We start from the raw sequence: 16,267 nt of genomic DNA on the forward strand, positions 1-16,267 counted from the left end.
GCGAGGGGCTGCGGCGTGAGGCGGCGTCCATGAGCTATGTGGCCAGGCTGTCGCGGCAGGGCCGCCGGCTGGCGGCCGAGCGGGCGGCCGGGGGGCGACGCAGTCTGCCGGCCGCGGCGGCCTTCGGCGCGATCGCCCTGTGCGGCGCCGGCCTGATCGTCGCCGACGCGGTCGCCGGCTTCGGCGAACGGCGCGATCCGCCGATGGCCCTGGCGGCGGCCGGCGGCGACGCCTCGGCGCTGGCGCAGGTCGCCCAGGCGCGCGTCGACAGCCGCGGCGGGCCGGAGTCCCTGGCCGAGGCCGAGCGCCTGGCGAACGCCTCGCTGCGCGCCCAGGCGCTCAACCCGGCGGCGTTCCGCGTGCTGGGCGAGGTGGCCGACGCCCGCGGCGACAAGGCCCGCGCGGTGGCCCTGTTCCGGGCCGCCGCCCGCCTGACCCGGCGCGACACCATCACCGGCGCCTCCCTGCTCGCCGATGACCTGCAGCGGGGAGACGTCGTCGCAGCGGTCCGCCAGGCCGACGTGATCCTGCGCTACGCGCCGGAGGTGTCCAACGAAGTGTTCCCGCCCCTGGCGCAGATGGCGCGCGATGCGAAGGGCCAGCCGACCCTGGCGCAGCAGCTGGCCACCCGTCCCGCCTGGCGCCCCGGATTCCTGACCTTCCTGGCCGGGGGCGAGGACCCCAACGTCGCCCTGGACCTGATGGGCCGGCTCGCCGACCTCGGCGCCCCGGCCACCGACGCCGAGATCTCGCCGCTGCTGAACCGGATGGTGGACCATCATCAGTACCTGCAGGCGTTCCTGGCCTGGCAGCAGCTGTCTCCCGGCGCCGCCACGCGTCTGCGCGGCAATGTGCGCGACGGCGACTTCGACGGCCAGGCGGGGGCGCCGCCCTTCGGCTGGAACCTGCAGAACAGTTCCGGCGCCAGCGCCGAGATCCTTCAGGGTCCCACCGCCGGCGCGGCCGGCAGTGCGCTGAAGGTGTCCTACGACGGCGTCTCGATCGCCACGCCCGCCCGTCAGCTGATGATCCTGGGTCCGGGCGTCTACCATCTGGCGGTCAAGGCCTATGTGTCGGCGCCGCGGGCGGCAACCCATCTGGGCTGGACGGTGCGCTGCGCCGAGGACAACCGGCCCCTGGCCTCGACCCCGGATCTGGCTCTGGATCCCGGCTGGAACACCCTGGGGGCGGACTTCGCCGTGCCCGCCGGGTGCGAGGGCCAGTGGTTGTCGCTCACCGCCATCCCTGGCGAGCACAGCGACGACGTGGAGGTCTGGTACGACGCTCTGGAGGTGCGCCGCACGGCGCTGGCGCCGGCGTGAGCGCCGACGCCGGGCCGCCGGTGAAAATTTCTTTTTCCGGAGCGAACGTTTTTCGCGCGCCGCCAGTTTGGCGATTGGGCAAGCCCAACAAGGAGTGCTGTTCCCATGTCGTTTAAAATCGCCGCTGTCGCTGCGACAGCCATTGGCCTGCTCTGCGGACAGGCCGTCGCGCAGAACGCCACCCTGCCGCATCTCGCGAACCTGCAGGGTCTGGTCTACGTCGACCAGGGCGATGGCTTCGTCCCCGCGAGCGCCAACACCGTTCTGCACCCCGGCGACCGGGTGATGACCGCCCGCGGCGGCGTCGCCAAGATCAGCTACGCCGGCGGCTGCGGCGAACAGGTGAGCGGGCGCAGCATGGCGGTGATCGGCGGGGCCGACTGCGGCGGCGCCTCGGCGCGGATCGTCAAGGCCGACTACCAGGGCGACGCCTCGGGCGGCGGTGGCGGCGGCTTCGGCGGCGTCAGCACCACCGGCCTGGTCATCGCCGGCGTGGCCCTGGCCGGCATCGTCGCGGTGATCGTCGGCGCGGCCACCGACCACGGCAACAACAACGGCTCCAGTGGCGGAACGTCCGGCGGCGGCGGCGGCCCGGTCAGCCCGTAATCGCAAGCGCTCCGGAGACGGCGGCGGTGGGCGCGAGCACGACAGGCGAGATCCTGTTGCACGCGGTCGCGTCCCGCCCGGCGGCCCATGCCCGTGAGACGGCGCCGTGGCAGCCCGCCGCGGCGTTGCTTGCCGTCTGCCTGGTGTTCGGCGGCTCAAGCCAGGGCAACGCCCTGCCCACCGCCATCACCGAACTGGCCGGCCTGGCCGGCCTGACCTATGCGGCCTGGCGCTGGCGCAGCGTCGGCTTTCCGCCCCACGCCAGGCTTGGCGGCGCCTTTCTGCTGGCCCTGGCCGCCTTCCACCTGATCCAGCTTGCGCCCCTGCCCCCGGGCCTGTGGGCCTTGCTTCCGGGCCGCGGCGCCCTGGCCGGCGACCTCAGGCTGGCCGGGACCGCGGACGCCTGGCGGCCGCTGAGCCTCACGCCGCAACTGACCTGGCGCAGCCTCCTGGGACTGCTGGCGCCGGCGGCGATGTTCCTGCTCTCGGCCGACCTCAGCGCCGGAGGTCTTCGCCGTCTCGCCGGCCTGATGCTGGCGGTGGCCCTGGCCAGCGTCATGCTCGCCACCCTGCAGCTGGCCGGCGGCCCGTACTCGCCGCTGCGCTTCTACGCCATCACCAACGCCGACTCCGGCGTCGGCTTCTTCGCCAACCGCAATCACCTGGCCAGCCTGCTGGTGGTCAGCATGCCCCTGGCGGCCGCCCTCGCCGTGGACTGGGGGCTGGAGGGCCGGCGCGGCTCGACGGTGCGCGTCGCGGCCACCCTGGGCATCTATCTGGTGCTGATGGTGGGGGTTGGCGTCTCCCTGTCGCGGGCGGGCATGCTGCTGCTGGCCCCGGCGGTGCTGGCCAGCCTGGCCATCGCCCTGGTGGGGCGCGGCCCCTACCGCCAGCGGCCGGCCGCCCTGCTGCTGGTGGGCGCCAGCGTGATCGGCCTGTTCCTGGTCGGCGCGTTCAGCCTGGCCGCGGTGGCGCAGCGCTTCCACCAGGAGGGCGCCACCGACATCCGCTTCCAGGCGGCCCCGGTGGTGATCCAGATGGCCAAGGCCTATGGCCCGGTCGGGACGGGGTTCGGGGCTTTCGAGAGCGCCTATGGCGCCGCCGAGCCGGTGACCCTGCTGCTGCCCAACTACCTGAACCACGCGCACGACGACTACCTGGAGCTCTGGCTGGAGGGCGGCGTGCTGGGCGTGGCCCTCGCCCTGGGGTTCATCGCCTGGTGGGTGCGCGCCAGCGTCGCCGCCTGGTGGGCGGTCTGGCGGCGAACGGCCGGATCCATGCTGCCGGCGGCGGCGAGCGCCGGCGCCGGCCTGCTGCTGCTGCACTCCGCGGCCGACTATCCCCTGCGCACCACGGCCCTGGCCTGCGTGCTGGCCCTGTTCTGCGGGACGCTCAGCCAGATCCGCGCCACCGCCCCGCAATAAATTTTCGGCCGGCGGAACGATCGCCGAAGCCGTCAAGTTTCCCGTTCAAATATCGCCCCGTAGCGCGGCGCACTGGCGAAGCCTTTGCGGGCCTTTCCTAGCGACGCCAACAATAGAAGTGCGCCCCGGATGCTGATGCGAACCGCAAAAAATGCTGCACGCGGCAGCTTTGCACTTTTGGCATTCGCCCTGGCATATGGATTGACGATCGTTGGCACGGCCCAGGGCCAGTTTACACTTGCCTCGTCGGTGGTGTTCGCGGCCCTGCTGTACGCCGCCGTGGCCGTCGGATTCGACCTGGTGTTCCGCGCCGATCGCTCGGCCTGGCGGTTCACGAGCCTCGCCGACGTGCTGGCGATCCTGCGCAATTCCACGCTCACCGCCCTGACCCTGCTGCTGCTGCTGTTCATCGGCTCGCGCGCCATCTACCTGCCGCGCTCGACCCTGGTGATGGCCTGGATGCTGGACATCGGCTTCATCACCGGCGCCCGCCTGATCCGCCGCGCCGCGCATGAGCGCAGCCTGGGCGCCCTGCTGCCGCCGCGCGCCAGCGCCGCCAGCATCCCCGCCGACCGCGAGAGCCTGCTGATCATCGGCGACGTGGACCAGGCTGAGGCCTTCCTGCGCGGTCAGGCCCGCAACCCGGAAGCGGCGTTCAGCCCGGTGGGCATTGTCGCCCTGGCGGCCGGCGACGCCGGCCGCGAGGTGCGCGGCGCCCCGGTGCTGGGCGACCTGTCGGGCCTGGGCGGCATCCTCGACACCGTGCTCTCCGGCCCACGCCATCTCGACGCGGTGCTGTTCCTCTGCGACCCGGCCCGCACCGCCGGGGTCGAACCCGAGCACCTCGGCCGGCTGAAGGCGGCTCGCACCCACCTGCTGCGCCCCAGCCGGATCACCGAGCTGCGCGACGGCGAGGATCGCGAGGCGGGCGGCTCGGCCCTGGTGTCGATCAGCGTCGAGGAACTGCTGGCCCGCCCGACCGTGCGGCTGGACGACAGCGAAATCCGCAAGCTGGTCGCCGGCCAGCGGGTGCTGGTCACCGGGGCCGGCGGCTCCATCGGCTCGGAGATCTGCCGCCAGGTGGCCGCGCTCGGCTGCGCGCACCTCTCGCTGCTCGACGTCTCGGAATTCGGCCTGTTCAACATCCACCGGGAAATGGGCGACAGCCATCCCCGGCTCTCGCGGCGCGACATCCTGTGCGACATCCGCAACGCCGAGCGCCTGCGCGCCTGGGTGGTGTCGGAGAAGCCCGACATCGTCTTCCACGCTGCGGCGCTGAAGCACGTCACCCTGGTGGAGAACCACCCCTGCGAGGGGGTGCTGACCAACATCGTCGGCACCTGGAACGTGGCCGAGGCCGCCCGGGCGGCGGGGGCCCGGCGGATGGTGTTCATCTCCACCGACAAGGCGGTCGAGCCCAGCTGCGTGATGGGCGCCACCAAGCGCCTGGCCGAGACCGTGGTGCAGACCCACCGCGAGCGCGCCAGCCGCACCCGCTTCTCGGTCGTGCGGTTCGGCAATGTGCTGGGCTCGGCCGGGTCGGTGGTGCCGATCTTCAAGTCGCAGATCGAACGCGGCGGGCCTGTGACCGTCACCCACCCCGACGTCGAGCGCTTCTTCATGACCATCCCCGAGGCGGTGCAGCTGGTGCTGCACGCGGTGGCCAAGTGCGAGGCGGCGCCGGAGGGGCGCTCCCCCGAAGGCCGATCGGGCGTCTACGTGCTGGACATGGGCAAGCCGGTGAAGATCCTCGATCTCGCCCAGCGGATGATCGAGCTGCACGGCAAGGTCCCGGGCCGCGACATCCCCATCACCTTCACCGGGCTGAAGCCGGGCGAGAAGCTCACCGAGATCCTCGTCGACCAGTCGGAGACCGCCCAGCCCTGCGGACCCGGGGTGATCGAGGTGACCCAGGCGCGGCCGACGCCCGGCCTGACCTGGACCCAGCTGCTGTCGCTGGAAGCCATCGCCCGCCGCGGCGACCCCGACGACGTCCGCGCCTCGATCTTCGAGCTGCTGGAGCGCGCCCGCGAGCCGATCGCCGGCGGTGTCCGCCGCAGCTGGGAGGAAGAGCGCGCCGCCGCCGCCTTCGCCGCCCAATGACCCTTCACCCCGGGGGAGACCGCCCGCAGATGACCGAGCCCACGTCTGGCGCCCAGAGCCCTGCAGCCGATGTTCCCGCCGTCGCCCTGATCGGCTGCGGCCGCTGGGGCCGCAACATAGCCCGCGCGCTGGCCTCGCTGGGGGCGCTGAAGGTGGTCGCCGACCCCGCGGCGCAGCTGGTCGGGCCGATCGCGGCGGACCTGGGGGTCGAGGCGGTCGGCGATGCGGACAGCGTGCTCGCGCGCGCCGATATCGAAGCCGTCGCCATCGCCGCCCCGGCGGCGGGCCACGCCCGGCTCGTCCAGGCGGCCCTGGCCGCCGGCAAGCACGTGTTCGTTGAAAAGCCGCTGGCCCTGAGCTTGGCCGACGCCGAGGCGTGCGCCGAGGCGGCCCGGACCGCCGGCCGCGTGCTGATGGTCGGCCACCTGCTGCAATACCATCCCGCCTTCCGCCGCCTGGTCCAGGCCGTCGAGGACGGCGCGATCGGCAAGGTGCGGCATGTCTCCTCGCACCGGCTGAACCCCGGCGCGATCCGCACCGAGGAGACCGCCCTGTTCAGCCTGGCGCCGCACGACGTCTCCATGGTGCTAGCCCTGTGCGGCCGCGCGCCGGACACGGTGCAGGCGATGAGCGCCCAGATCTCGGGCGCCGGCGTGCCGGACGCCTACTGGGCCAACCTCGGCTTCGGCGGCGACGTCACCGCCCACATCCAGGTCTCCTGGCTCTCGCCGTTCAAGGAACACAAGCTGACGGTGCTCGGCGAGCGCGGCGCCCTGGTGTTCGAGGACACCGCCGCCGCCGAGCGCAAGCTGGTGCTCTATCGCGATCCGGTAGACCGCGCCGGCGCTGCGCCCGCCTATCGCAAGTCCGACGGCGAGCCGGTCGCCTACGATGGCGCCGAGCCGCTCAAGGCCGAGATGGGCGCCTTCCTGGACGCCGTGCGCGGCCGGGCGACGACCCGCACGGGGCCAGAGGAGGCGATCCCGGTGCTGGCGGTGCTGCGCCGCATCGAGGACGCCGCCGCCCAGCCGGCCGTGCGGATCGACGACGCGCGGGCCGCCGCCTGATGGAAACGCTCAGCGCCTACGAAGGAGTCGGCGGGCTGAAGGTGCTGCGCGACGGCGCCTTCGCCGTCACCGGCAAGCTGTCGACGCCGCTGGACGGCGTGCTGGCCCCGCTGCGCTCCGAGCGGTACCTGGCCGAGGCCAACGCGTGCGCCAACCTGGCGGCGGTGATCACCACGGCGGCGCTGGCCGAGCGGCTGGACCGGCGCCTGGGCGTCGCGGTGGCCCAGGAGCCCGACGCCGCCCACGCCGAAGTCCACGCCCGGCTGGTCGCCGCCCGCGAGGCCACGCTGAAGGCGCAGCCGACGCTGATCGATCCCAGCGCCCGCATCGACGGCTCGGCCAGCGTGGCGGACTACGGCGTCGCGATCGGCCCGAACGTCTATGTCGGCCCGCGCTCAGTGGTGCTGCCCGGTTCGACCCTCGAGGCCGACTGCGCCCTGCACGTGGGCGCGGTGATCGGCGTCGCCGGCTTCCAGTCGGCCCGCATCGGCGGGCGCCAGAGGATCGCCCCGCAGCTGGGCGGCGTGCGGCTGAAGGCCGGGGTCGAGCTTCTGGCCGACGTCTCGGTGGCCCGCGCCCTGTTCGGCGGCGAGACCGTGCTTGGCGAGGAAACCCTGGCCGACTGCCACGTCTATATCGCCCACGACTGCCAGATCGGCCGTCGGGTGCAGATCTGCGCCTTGGCCAACATCCTGGGCCGGGTGGTGATCGGCGACGACGCCTACGTCGGCCCCTCGGCCGTGGTGGTCAACGGCGCGCGCATCGGCGCCGGCGCCAAGCTGACCATGGGCGCGGTGGTCACCCGCGACGTGGCGGCCGGGACCACCGTCAGCGGCAACTTCGCCATCGAGCACCACCGCTTTCTCGACCACCTGCGCGCCATCCGGGGAGGGATCTGAAGCCCATGGAATTCATCGACCTCAAGCGCCAGCGCGCCCGCCTGGAGCCGGAGCTGAGCCAGCGGATCGAGGCGGTGCTGGCGCACCAGAGCTTCATCCAGGGGCCGGAAGTGGCCGAGCTGGAAACGGCGCTCGGCGCCTTCAGCGGCGCGTCGCACGTGATCACCTGCGCCAACGGCACCGACGCCCTGCAGGTGGCGCTGATGGCGCTGGAGATCGGGCCGGGCGACGCGGTGTTCGTGCCCAGCTTCACCTACACGGCGACCGCCGAGGCGATCCTGCTGCTGGGGGCGACGCCAGTGTTCGTCGAGGTGGACGAGGCCAGCTTCAACGTCGACCTGGCCGCGGCCGAGGCCGAGATCGCCGCGGTGGTCGACGAAGGCCGGCTGCGGGCGGCGGCGCTGATCACCGTCGACCTGTTCGGGGCGCCGGTGGACGGTGAGGCCGCCAGGGCGCTCTGCGACCGCCGCGGCCTGAAGCACATCTCGGACGCCGCCCAGAGCTTCGGCGGCCGCCTGGACGGCCGGCGGGTCGGGACCCTGGCCGACATCACCACCACCAGCTTCTTCCCGGCCAAGCCGCTGGGGTGCTACGGCGACGGCGGCGCCCTGTTCACCGAGGACGCCGAACTGGCGGCGCGGATGCGCTCGATCTGCCAGCACGGCAAGGGCGCGGCCAAGTACGACGTGGTGCGGGTGGGGCTGAACAGCCGCCTCGACACCCTGCAGGCGGCGATCCTGCTGCCCAAGCTGGCGATCTTCGGGGACGAGGTCGAGCGCCGCCACCAAGTGGCGCAGGCCTATACCGAACGCCTGCTGGGCTACGTTCGCACACCCCTGCCGCCCGCCGCGCCGGACGACCGCTCCGCCTGGGCGCAATACACGGTGCAGATCGAAGCCGGCCAGCTCGGCGGCCGGGACGCCGTGCAGGCCCGGCTGAAGGCCGCAGGCGTTCCCAGCGCCGTCTACTACCCCCGCCCGATGCACCGCCAGCCGGCCTACGCCCATCTGGCGCGACGGCCGCTGCCGGTCAGCGACGGCCTCTGCGAGCGGGTGCTGAGCCTGCCGATGCATCCCTACCTGACCGACGCCGAGATCGACCAGGTGTGCGCCGCCCTGATCGGCGCCGACACCGGCGCCCTCGCCCCCCGTTCCCTCGAAACCGCCGCTTGAAGAAGGGCCTGCCCGCCATGGACAGCACGCCAACCCTCAACCAGACGACCGACCTGCTGCGCGAGCCCGGAGCCGGGCCACGGGTGGCGCCGGAAGCCCGCTCGTTCGGCGCCGACCTCTTCGAACGGCTGGAGAGCCGCGAGGCCCGCGTGGGCGTGGTCGGCCTGGGCTATGTCGGCCTGCCGCTGGCCGCCGCCGCCTGCCGCGCCGGCTTCCGGGTGCTGGGCTTCGACGTCGACGCCAGCAAGATCTCCAAGCTGAAGCTGGGCCAGAGCCCGGTGGGCACCGTGCCCAACGACACGGTCACCCGCATCAGCGCCGACGGCCAGTTCACCCCCACGGCCGACGTCGAGGCCCTGAAGGCGGCCGACGTGATCATCATCTGCGTCCCGACCCCGCTGGACCGCCACCGCAACCCGGACATGTCGTACATCGTCGGCACCGGCCGCATGCTGACCCAGGTGCTGCGCCCCGGTCAGCTGGTGGTGCTGGAATCGACCACCTATCCCGGCACCACCGACGAGGTGCTGAAGCCGATCCTGGAAGAGACCGGCCTGGTGGCCGGCGAGGACTTCCTGCTGGCCTATTCGCCCGAGCGCGAGGACCCCGGCAACAAGTCCTTCGAGACCTCCACCATCCCCCGCGTGGTCGGCGCCGACGACGACCGCTCGCGCAAGGCGGCGGAACTGCTCTACGGCGCCATCGTCTCCAAGGTCATTCCCGTCTCGTCGACCCGCGCCGCCGAGGCGGTGAAGCTGACCGAGAACATCTTCCGCCTGGTCAACATCGGCCTGGTCAACGAGCTGAAGGTGATCCTCGGCCAGATGGACATCGACATCTGGGAGGTCATCGAGGGCGCCAAGTCCAAGCCGTTCGGCTTCATGCCCTTCTATCCGGGCCCGGGCCTCGGCGGGCACTGCATCCCCATCGACCCCTTCTACCTGACCTGGAAGGCCCGCGAGTACGACACCCCGACCCGGTTCATCGAACTGGCTGGCGAGGTGAATGCCGCAGCCCCCCGGCGAGTGGTCGACGCCCTGGCCGAGGCGCTCTCGGTTCGCAGCCGCAAGAGCCTGGCCGGCGCCCGGGTGCTGCTGGTGGGCCTGGCCTACAAGAAGAACGTCGACGACATGCGCGAGAGCCCGGCGCTGACCATCCTTCGGGCCCTGGAGGATCGGGGCGCGGCGGTGGCGTTCCACGACCCGCACATCCCGATCATCCCGATGACCCGCGAGCACCCGGAACTGGCCGGGCGCGAGGGGGTCGCGCTGGACGCCGCCTCGCTGGCGGACTTCGACGCCGCCCTGATCTGCACCGACCACGACGGGGTCGACTACCAGGCCATGGTGGACGCGATCGCGGTGGTGGCGGACTCGCGCAACGTCACCAGGGGCCTGCACGACCCCGACAGCCACGTCGTGCGGGTCTGATGCCGCGGCGCCTGCTCACCGTCGTCGGCGCGCGGCCGCAGTTCATCAAGGCCGCCGCCTTCAGCCGCGCCCTGGCGGCCGAGCCGGGCGTGGAGGAGGTGCTGGCGCATACCGGCCAGCACTTCGACGACAACATGTCCGGCGTGTTCTTCCGCGAGCTTGGCATCCCCGCGCCGCACCGCAGCCTCGACATCCACGGCGGCGGCCACGGCCAGATGACCGGCCGGATGCTGGAGGCCCTCGAACAGGTGATGCTGGAGGAGCGGCCGGACGCGGTGCTGGTCTACGGCGACACCAACTCCACCCTGGCCGCGGCCCTGGCGGCGGTGAAGCTGCACATCCCCCTGGTGCACATCGAGGCGGGGCTGCGCTCGCGCAACCGGGCCATGCCCGAGGAGATCAACCGCGTGCTCACCGACCACGCGGCGGACCTGCTGCTGGCGCCGACGCGCACGGCGATCGAGAACCTCGCCAACGAGGGGCTGGCCAGCCGCGCCCGACTGGTGGGCGACGTGATGTACGACGCCACCCTGCACGCCATCGCCGAGGGGCGAAGGACCTCGACCATCGTCGAGCGGCTCGGTCTGGCCGGCGAGGCCTATGCCGTCGCCACCGTGCACCGGGCCGAGAACACCGACGACGCGGCGCGCCTCGCCCGGATCGTCGCCTATCTGCGCGACGTTGCGCAGGGGCGCAGGGTGGTGTTCCCGGTGCATCCGCGCACCGCCGCCCGCCTGCGCGATCAGGGGGTCGACACCAGCGGCCTGCTGCTGACCGAGCCCCTGTCGTATTTCGACCTGCACCGTCTGGTGGACGGCTCGGACCTGGTGATGACCGACTCCGGCGGGCTGCAGAAGGAAGCCTATTTCCACCGCAAGCCCTGCATCACCCTGCGCTCGGAGACCGAGTGGGTGGAGACGGTGGAGGCGGGCTGGAACCGCCTGTGGACCGGCCCCGAACACGCCGGCCCCCGCCGGGACATTCCCGACTACGGCGAGGGCGCCGCCGGCGCCGCCTGCGTGGCGGCCATCCGCGCCTTCCTCGACCCCTATCCACAAACGGAGGCCGCATGAGCGAAGCGTTCGTCACCGAAGCCCCTTCAGGGCGCCGCCGGGCCGCCCGACCAGCCGCGCCGGCGGTGATCGGCCAGCGCCGCGAGGTGCCGTTCTTCAACTATCCGGCGCTGTTCGCCGAACACCGCGACGAATACCTGGCCACCATCACCGAGGTGCTGGAGCGCGGCGCCTACATCATGCAGCGCGACCTGACCGCGTTCGAGGAAGAGCTGGCCGCCTACCTCGGGGTGCGCCACGCGGTGGGCGTAGCCGACGGCACCATCGCCCTGAAGATCGCCCTGAAGCTGTCCGGCGTCGGCCCGGGCTACGAGGTGATCCTGCCCAGCCACACCTTCATCGCCACCGCCGCGGCGGTGCACGACGTCGGCGCCGAGCCGGTGCTGTGCGACTGCGGCCCCGACAGCATGATGGATGTGGACAGCGCCCGCGCCCTGGTGACCAAGAACACCTGCGCCATCATGCCGGTGCAGCTGAACGGCCGCACCTGCGACATGGCCGCGGTGCAGGCGCTGGCTGACGAGTTCGGCCTGAAGATCGTCGAGGATTCCTGCCAGGCCATGGGCGCGAAGTTCCGCGGCCGCTTCGCCGGCACGTTCGGCGCGGCCGGCGCCTTCAGCTTCTATCCGGCCAAGACCCTGGGCTGCTTCGGCGACGGCGGCGGGCTGATCCTCGACGACGACGACCTGGCCGCCAAGGCGCGCGAGCTGCGCGACCACGGCCGCGGGGCCGACGGCCTGGTGCATCGCTTCGGCGTCAACGGCCGGCTGGACAACCTGCAGGCCGCGGTGCTGCGGCTGAAGCTGGCCCGCTACGACGAGAGCATCGCCCGACGCCGCGCCATCGCCCGGGTCTACGACGAGCGCCTGTCGGGCCTGGACGGCCTGCAGCTGCCGCCCGGACCGGACGCGGACCCCGACCGCTTCGACATCTTCCAGAACTACGAGGTTCAGTCGGACCGGCGGGACGCCCTGCGCGCCTTCCTGGCGGACCGCGGCGTCGGGACCATCGTCCAGTGGGGCGGCTCGATGATCCACCAGTTCACCGACCTGGGGCTGCGCGCACGCGCCCCGTACGCCGAGGCGATGTCGCGCCGATACCTGATGCTGCCCATGCACCCGATGCTCAGCGACGACGACGTCGCCTACGTCTGCGACCAGGTGGAGGCCTTCCACCATGGCTGACATGCTCGACAAGACCGCGCCGCCCACCGCCGCCCCGGTCAAGGTCACCCCGGTAAGCGTCTCCGGGGGCCTGCGCACCCAGGCCGAGGCCCAGGAAGGCGCGCGCAACAAGGCCCTGTTCGACGCCAATCCGTCGTCCTGGGAGACCAAGCTCGAGAACTTCCCCAAGTATGTGCGCCGCCAGAACCTGACCCGGTTCCTGGCGCTGTACGAGCTGTTCAAGCGGGTGCTGCCGGTGAAGGGCTCGGTGGTGGAGTGCGGGGTCAACCACGGCTTCGGCCTGATGACCTGGGCCAAGCTGTCGGCGATCCTGGAGCCGGTGAACCTGACCCGCCGGATCTACGGCTTCGACACCTTCGAGGGCTTTCCCGGGGTCGGCGCCGAGGACCGGTCGGCCGCTTCGCAGCACGTCCAGGCCGGCGACCTCGCGGCCGACGTGCACGACGAGCTGGAGCAGCTGGTCGAGGTCTACGACTCCACGCGGTTCCTGGGGCACGTGAAAAAGGTCAACATGATCCGGGGCGACGCGACCCGGACCATCCCGGACTTCATCGAGGCCAACCCGCACCTGGTCGTCAGCCTGCTGTACCTCGACTTCGACCTCTACGCCCCGACCAAGGCGGCGCTGGACGCCTTCCTGCCGCGCATGCCTGCCGGCTCGATCCTGGCCTTCGACGAGCTCGACAACCCGCTCTGGCCCGGCGAGACCCTGGCCATGCTCGAGACCCACGCCAACCGGCGGCTGAAGCTCGAGCGGCTGGAGTTCGACCCGTACATCGCCTTCGCGGTGCTGCAATGAGCGCCGGGCTGAGAACCGACGGCGAGGCGCTAGCGCGGGCGGCGCCGGCCACGTCAGGCGGCGGCGTCGCCGGGGAGTCGCCGTCCTTCGCCCAGCCGGCGCCCCGGGGGGCGGCGACCTCGCAGACCGAGGCCCTGGCGCACCGCCTGCGCCGCCACGTGGTGCGCATGACCAGCCTCGGCGGCTCGTCGCACGTCGGCTCGGCGCTCTCGATGGCCGACATCATCGCCGTGCTGTTCGGCGAGGTGCTGCGGCTCGATCCCCAGGCGCCTGACTGGAGCGGCCGCGACCGGTTCATCCTGTCGAAGGGCCACGCGGGGGCGTGCGTCTACGCCGCCCTGGCCGAGCGCGGCTTCTTCCCCGTCGGCCACCTCGACCGGCACTACCAGAACGGCTCCAACCTCTCGGGCCACGTCTCGCACAAGGGCGTGCCGGGGGTGGAGTTCTCCACCGGCTCGCTGGGCCACGGCCTCGGGGTCGGCGGCGGCATGGCCCTGCAGCTGCGCCGGCTGGGCGGCGACCAGCGGGTGTTCGTGGTGCTGTCGGACGGCGAGATGGACGAGGGCTCGAACTGGGAGGCGATCCTGTTCGCGGGCCACCACCGGCTGGCCAACCTCACCGCGGTGGTCGACTACAACAAGATCCAGAGCCTGGCGCCCGTCGCCGAGACCCTGGCGCTGGAGCCATTCGCCGACAAGTGGCGCGCCTTTGGCTGGACCGTGCGCGAGTCCGACGGCCACGACCACGCGGCGCTCAATCAGGCGCTGGCGACGCCGCCGGTGGACGGCCGACCCACCGTGGTCATCGCCCACACCACCAAGGGCAAGGGCGTCTCCTTCATGGAGGACACCGTGCTCTGGCACTACCGCTCGCCGCAGGGCGACGAACTGGCCGCGGCGCTGCGGGAGCTGGATGCGGCGGAGGGACGGCCGCATGCGTGACGCCTTCATCCGCACCCTGACGGGCCTGGCCGAGCGCGACCCGCGCATCGTGCTGATCACCGGCGACCTGGGCTTCGGCGTGCTCACCGACTTCGCCCAGCGCTTCCCGGAGCAGTTCATCAACGCGGGGGTCGCCGAGCAGAACATGACCATGCTGGCCTGCGGCATGGCCCGGGAGGGCGCGCGGGCCTACACCTATTCCATCGCCAACTTCACGACGCTGCGCTGCCTGGAGCAGCTGCGCAACGATGTCTGCTACCACGACGCCGACGTCACCGCGGTCTCGGTGGGCGGGGGCTTCTCGTACGGCCAGCTGGGCATGTCGCACTTCGCCACCGAGGACCTGGCGATCCTGCGGGCCCTGCCGAACATGGCGGTCGTGGCGCCCTCGGACCCGTGGTCCGCCTCGGTGCTGACCGGGCAGCTGCACGCGCGCGGCGGGCCGGCCTATCTGCGGCTGGACAAGGGCTCCGCGGGTCTGCCCGAGGCGCCGGGCGAGATCGCCCTGGGCCGCATCCGTACGGTGCGCGAGGGCGGCGAGGTGACGATCTTCGCCACGGGCGCGATCCTCGGCGAGGCGCTGAAGGCGGCCGACATCCTCGCCACCGAGGGCGTCGGCGTCGCGGTCGCCGACGTGCACACCCTCAAGCCCTTCGACGCCGAGGGCGTGGCCGCGCTCGCGCGCAAGGCGCGGGCGGTGATCACCCTGGAGGAACACACCATCGTCGGCGGCCTGGGCGCGGCGGTGGCCGAGGCCTGCATGGAGGCCGGCGTGCATCCCAAGGCGTTCCGCCGGATGGGGCTGAAGGACTGCTTCCCCACCGTGGTCGGCGACCAGAACTTCCTGCGCGCCTTCTATGGCCTGGACGCCCTGGCCGTCGCGCGCACGGTGCGCGAGGCGCTGGGCCGGCCCGTGGTTCCGCCGGCGAGCGTGAGCGTGGCGGCCTCATGAAACGCGCCTTCGACATCGTCTTCGCCGCCGCGGTGCTGACCGTGGCCTCGCCGGTGCTGCTGACGGCCATGGGCCTGGTATGGCTACAGGACCGCCACTCCCCGCTCTACCTGGCCCGCCGGGTCGGCCGGAACGGCGCGGACTTCCAGATGGTGAAGATCCGCTCGATGGTGGTCGACGCCGACTGCAGCGGGGTGAACTCCACCAGCGCCGGCGACAACCGCGTCACCCCCGTCGGCCGCTGGATCCGCCGCTGCAAGCTGGACGAGGTCTCGCAGTTCTGGAACGTGCTGGTGGGCGAGATGAGCGTGGTGGGGCCGCGGCCCAACACCCGCGCCTGGGGCGTGGATCTCTACACCGCCGAGGAACAACGCCTGCTCAGCGTGCGGCCGGGGATCACCGACCTGGCCTCGATCGTGTTCGCCGACGAGGGCGACATCCTGCAGGGCGCCGAGAACGCCGACCTGACCTACAACCAGCTGATCCGGCCGTGGAAGAGCCGGCTGGGGCTGCTGTACGTCGAACGCATCGGGCGGGCGGGCGGCGCAGCCGTCTGGCTCGACCTGCGCATCGCCTGGCTGACCGCGCTGGCCATCGTCTCGCGCCCGGCGGCGCTGAAGGGCGTGGAGGGGATCCTGCGCGAGCTCGGCGCCGACGAGGCGCTGATCGCCGTCTGCCGCCGCCAGGGCGCGAAGCCGCCCGCCGGCGCCCCACCCGGCGCGGACCGCATCTTCTTCCTGGAGGGAGCAGGCCAGGCATGAGCCTCAGGTTCTATGGCCATCTGGCGGGCGAACCGATGCGCGCCGCGGCAGAGCTGCCGGCCGGCGTCGAGGTTTCGGTCTGGCGCCCGCGCGTGGACGGTCCGCCGCCCCGCGACCTGCCGGCCTGGCCCAACGCCGTGTGGTGGGCCTTCGACCGGACGGGGGTGTTCGCCAACCGCGCCTGCGGGGTGCTGAGGCTGCACGAGGGCGGCCGGCTGATCCACTCGTCCCTGGTCACCCCCCGCTGGTTCCGCTTTCCGCAGATGGCCGACGACGACCTGCAGATCGGCGGCGTGTTCACCGACCCCGCCCATCGCGGACGCGGCCTGGCCAAGGCCGCGGTGCGGCTGATCGCCGAGCGCTGGGCCGGCGAGTACGCGCGGCTGTGGTGGATCGTCGAGGACGACAACATCGCCTCGATCCGGGCGATCGAGGCCTGCGGCTTCACCCTCATGGGCGCCGGCGAACGTTTCAGCCCGCTGGGGGTCGGCCTGCTGGGCCGCTACCAGCTTCTGCGGCCGGCGTGAGGTAGCA

15 protein-coding genes are annotated in these 16,267 nt (G+C 72.4%); all 15 read left to right on the forward strand.

From position 1 onward, the window contains the following. The first annotated feature begins 29 nt into the window (after positions 1-29). Positions 30-1,322 carry a hypothetical protein gene (locus tag ACO2Q3_RS05430; protein WP_423305515.1) on the forward strand — a complete coding sequence of 431 codons (1,293 nt, stop codon included), beginning with the start codon at positions 30-32 and terminating at the stop codon, positions 1,320-1,322. 105 nt (positions 1,323-1,427) lie between these two features. Then, entirely contained in the window at positions 1,428-1,928 is a 501-nt protein-coding gene (locus ACO2Q3_RS05435) for a hypothetical protein (protein ID WP_423305516.1), read from the forward strand. A gap of 26 nt (positions 1,929-1,954) precedes the next feature. Then, the gene (locus tag ACO2Q3_RS05440; RefSeq protein WP_423305517.1) at positions 1,955-3,352 is read left to right on the forward strand and encodes an O-antigen ligase family protein; all 1,398 of its coding nucleotides are present in this window, start codon (positions 1,955-1,957) and stop codon (positions 3,350-3,352) included. A 201-nt stretch (positions 3,353-3,553) separates the two neighbouring features. Further along, the gene (locus ACO2Q3_RS05445) at positions 3,554-5,455 is read left to right on the forward strand and encodes a polysaccharide biosynthesis protein (RefSeq protein WP_423305518.1); all 1,902 of its coding nucleotides are present in this window, start codon (positions 3,554-3,556) and stop codon (positions 5,453-5,455) included. A gap of 29 nt (positions 5,456-5,484) precedes the next feature. Then, on the forward strand, positions 5,485-6,522 hold the full coding sequence (locus ACO2Q3_RS05450; RefSeq protein ID WP_423305519.1) for a Gfo/Idh/MocA family protein: 1,038 nt from the start codon (positions 5,485-5,487) through the stop codon (positions 6,520-6,522). Next, positions 6,522-7,421, forward strand: coding sequence for a DapH/DapD/GlmU-related protein (locus ACO2Q3_RS05455; protein WP_423305520.1), 900 nt, complete (start codon positions 6,522-6,524; stop codon positions 7,419-7,421). Before ACO2Q3_RS05450 ends, ACO2Q3_RS05455 begins: the two co-directional genes overlap by 1 nt. Positions 7,422-7,426: 5 nt before the next feature. Then, on the forward strand, positions 7,427-8,593 hold the full coding sequence (locus ACO2Q3_RS05460; protein ID WP_423305521.1) for a DegT/DnrJ/EryC1/StrS family aminotransferase: 1,167 nt from the start codon (positions 7,427-7,429) through the stop codon (positions 8,591-8,593). A 17-nt stretch (positions 8,594-8,610) separates the two neighbouring features. Continuing rightward, positions 8,611-10,023: a nucleotide sugar dehydrogenase gene (locus tag ACO2Q3_RS05465; RefSeq protein WP_423305522.1), complete on the forward strand. Its 1,413-nt coding sequence runs from the start codon at positions 8,611-8,613 to the stop codon at positions 10,021-10,023. Beyond that, complete coding sequence (wecB, locus tag ACO2Q3_RS05470; protein WP_423305523.1) at positions 10,023-11,096, forward strand: non-hydrolyzing UDP-N-acetylglucosamine 2-epimerase; 1,074 nt, start codon at positions 10,023-10,025, stop codon at positions 11,094-11,096. The genes ACO2Q3_RS05465 and wecB overlap by 1 nt, the downstream gene beginning before the upstream one ends. Then, positions 11,093-12,280 carry a DegT/DnrJ/EryC1/StrS family aminotransferase gene (locus ACO2Q3_RS05475; RefSeq protein ID WP_423305524.1) on the forward strand — a complete coding sequence of 396 codons (1,188 nt, stop codon included), beginning with the start codon at positions 11,093-11,095 and terminating at the stop codon, positions 12,278-12,280. The genes wecB and ACO2Q3_RS05475 overlap by 4 nt, the downstream gene beginning before the upstream one ends. After that, a complete protein-coding gene (locus ACO2Q3_RS05480) occupies positions 12,273-13,079 on the forward strand; it encodes a class I SAM-dependent methyltransferase (RefSeq protein ID WP_423305525.1) in 807 nt (268 codons plus the stop codon). The genes ACO2Q3_RS05475 and ACO2Q3_RS05480 overlap by 8 nt, the downstream gene beginning before the upstream one ends. Beyond that, positions 13,076-14,020 carry a transketolase gene (locus tag ACO2Q3_RS05485; RefSeq protein WP_423305526.1) on the forward strand — a complete coding sequence of 315 codons (945 nt, stop codon included), beginning with the start codon at positions 13,076-13,078 and terminating at the stop codon, positions 14,018-14,020. Before ACO2Q3_RS05480 ends, ACO2Q3_RS05485 begins: the two co-directional genes overlap by 4 nt. Continuing rightward, positions 14,013-14,972, forward strand: a complete 960-nt coding sequence (locus tag ACO2Q3_RS05490) for a transketolase family protein (RefSeq protein ID WP_423305527.1) — start codon at positions 14,013-14,015, stop codon at positions 14,970-14,972. Before ACO2Q3_RS05485 ends, ACO2Q3_RS05490 begins: the two co-directional genes overlap by 8 nt. Beyond that, on the forward strand, positions 14,969-15,733 hold the full coding sequence (locus ACO2Q3_RS05495; protein WP_423305528.1) for a sugar transferase: 765 nt from the start codon (positions 14,969-14,971) through the stop codon (positions 15,731-15,733). Before ACO2Q3_RS05490 ends, ACO2Q3_RS05495 begins: the two co-directional genes overlap by 4 nt. Next, entirely contained in the window at positions 15,730-16,260 is a 531-nt protein-coding gene (locus ACO2Q3_RS05500) for a GNAT family N-acetyltransferase (protein WP_423305529.1), read from the forward strand. Before ACO2Q3_RS05495 ends, ACO2Q3_RS05500 begins: the two co-directional genes overlap by 4 nt. The last annotated feature ends 7 nt before the right edge of the window (positions 16,261-16,267 follow it).

This window comes from Caulobacter sp. KR2-114, assembly GCF_049446115.1.
Classification (GTDB): Bacteria; Pseudomonadota; Alphaproteobacteria; order Caulobacterales; family Caulobacteraceae; genus Acaudatibacter.

Excerpts from the sequence above, each read along its gene's own strand:
- wecB (WP_423305523.1), top strand. The coding sequence starts at position 10,023 with ATGCCGCGGCGCCTGCTCACCGTCGTCGGCGCGCGGCCGCAGTTCATC.
- ACO2Q3_RS05465 (WP_423305522.1), top strand. The coding sequence starts at position 8,611 with ATGGACAGCACGCCAACCCTCAACCAGACGACCGACCTGCTGCGCGAG.
- ACO2Q3_RS05490 (WP_423305527.1), top strand. The coding sequence starts at position 14,013 with ATGCGTGACGCCTTCATCCGCACCCTGACGGGCCTGGCCGAGCGCGAC.
- ACO2Q3_RS05460 (WP_423305521.1), top strand. The coding sequence starts at position 7,427 with ATGGAATTCATCGACCTCAAGCGCCAGCGCGCCCGCCTGGAGCCGGAG.
- ACO2Q3_RS05495 (WP_423305528.1), top strand. The coding sequence starts at position 14,969 with ATGAAACGCGCCTTCGACATCGTCTTCGCCGCCGCGGTGCTGACCGTG.
- ACO2Q3_RS05435 (WP_423305516.1), top strand. The coding sequence starts at position 1,428 with ATGTCGTTTAAAATCGCCGCTGTCGCTGCGACAGCCATTGGCCTGCTC.
- ACO2Q3_RS05475 (WP_423305524.1), top strand. The coding sequence starts at position 11,093 with ATGAGCGAAGCGTTCGTCACCGAAGCCCCTTCAGGGCGCCGCCGGGCC.
- ACO2Q3_RS05485 (WP_423305526.1), top strand. The coding sequence starts at position 13,076 with ATGAGCGCCGGGCTGAGAACCGACGGCGAGGCGCTAGCGCGGGCGGCG.
- ACO2Q3_RS05430 (WP_423305515.1), top strand. The coding sequence starts at position 30 with ATGAGCTATGTGGCCAGGCTGTCGCGGCAGGGCCGCCGGCTGGCGGCC.
- ACO2Q3_RS05455 (WP_423305520.1), top strand. The coding sequence starts at position 6,522 with ATGGAAACGCTCAGCGCCTACGAAGGAGTCGGCGGGCTGAAGGTGCTG.
- ACO2Q3_RS05500 (WP_423305529.1), top strand. The coding sequence starts at position 15,730 with ATGAGCCTCAGGTTCTATGGCCATCTGGCGGGCGAACCGATGCGCGCC.
- ACO2Q3_RS05450 (WP_423305519.1), top strand. The coding sequence starts at position 5,485 with ATGACCGAGCCCACGTCTGGCGCCCAGAGCCCTGCAGCCGATGTTCCC.
- ACO2Q3_RS05480 (WP_423305525.1), top strand. The coding sequence starts at position 12,273 with ATGGCTGACATGCTCGACAAGACCGCGCCGCCCACCGCCGCCCCGGTC.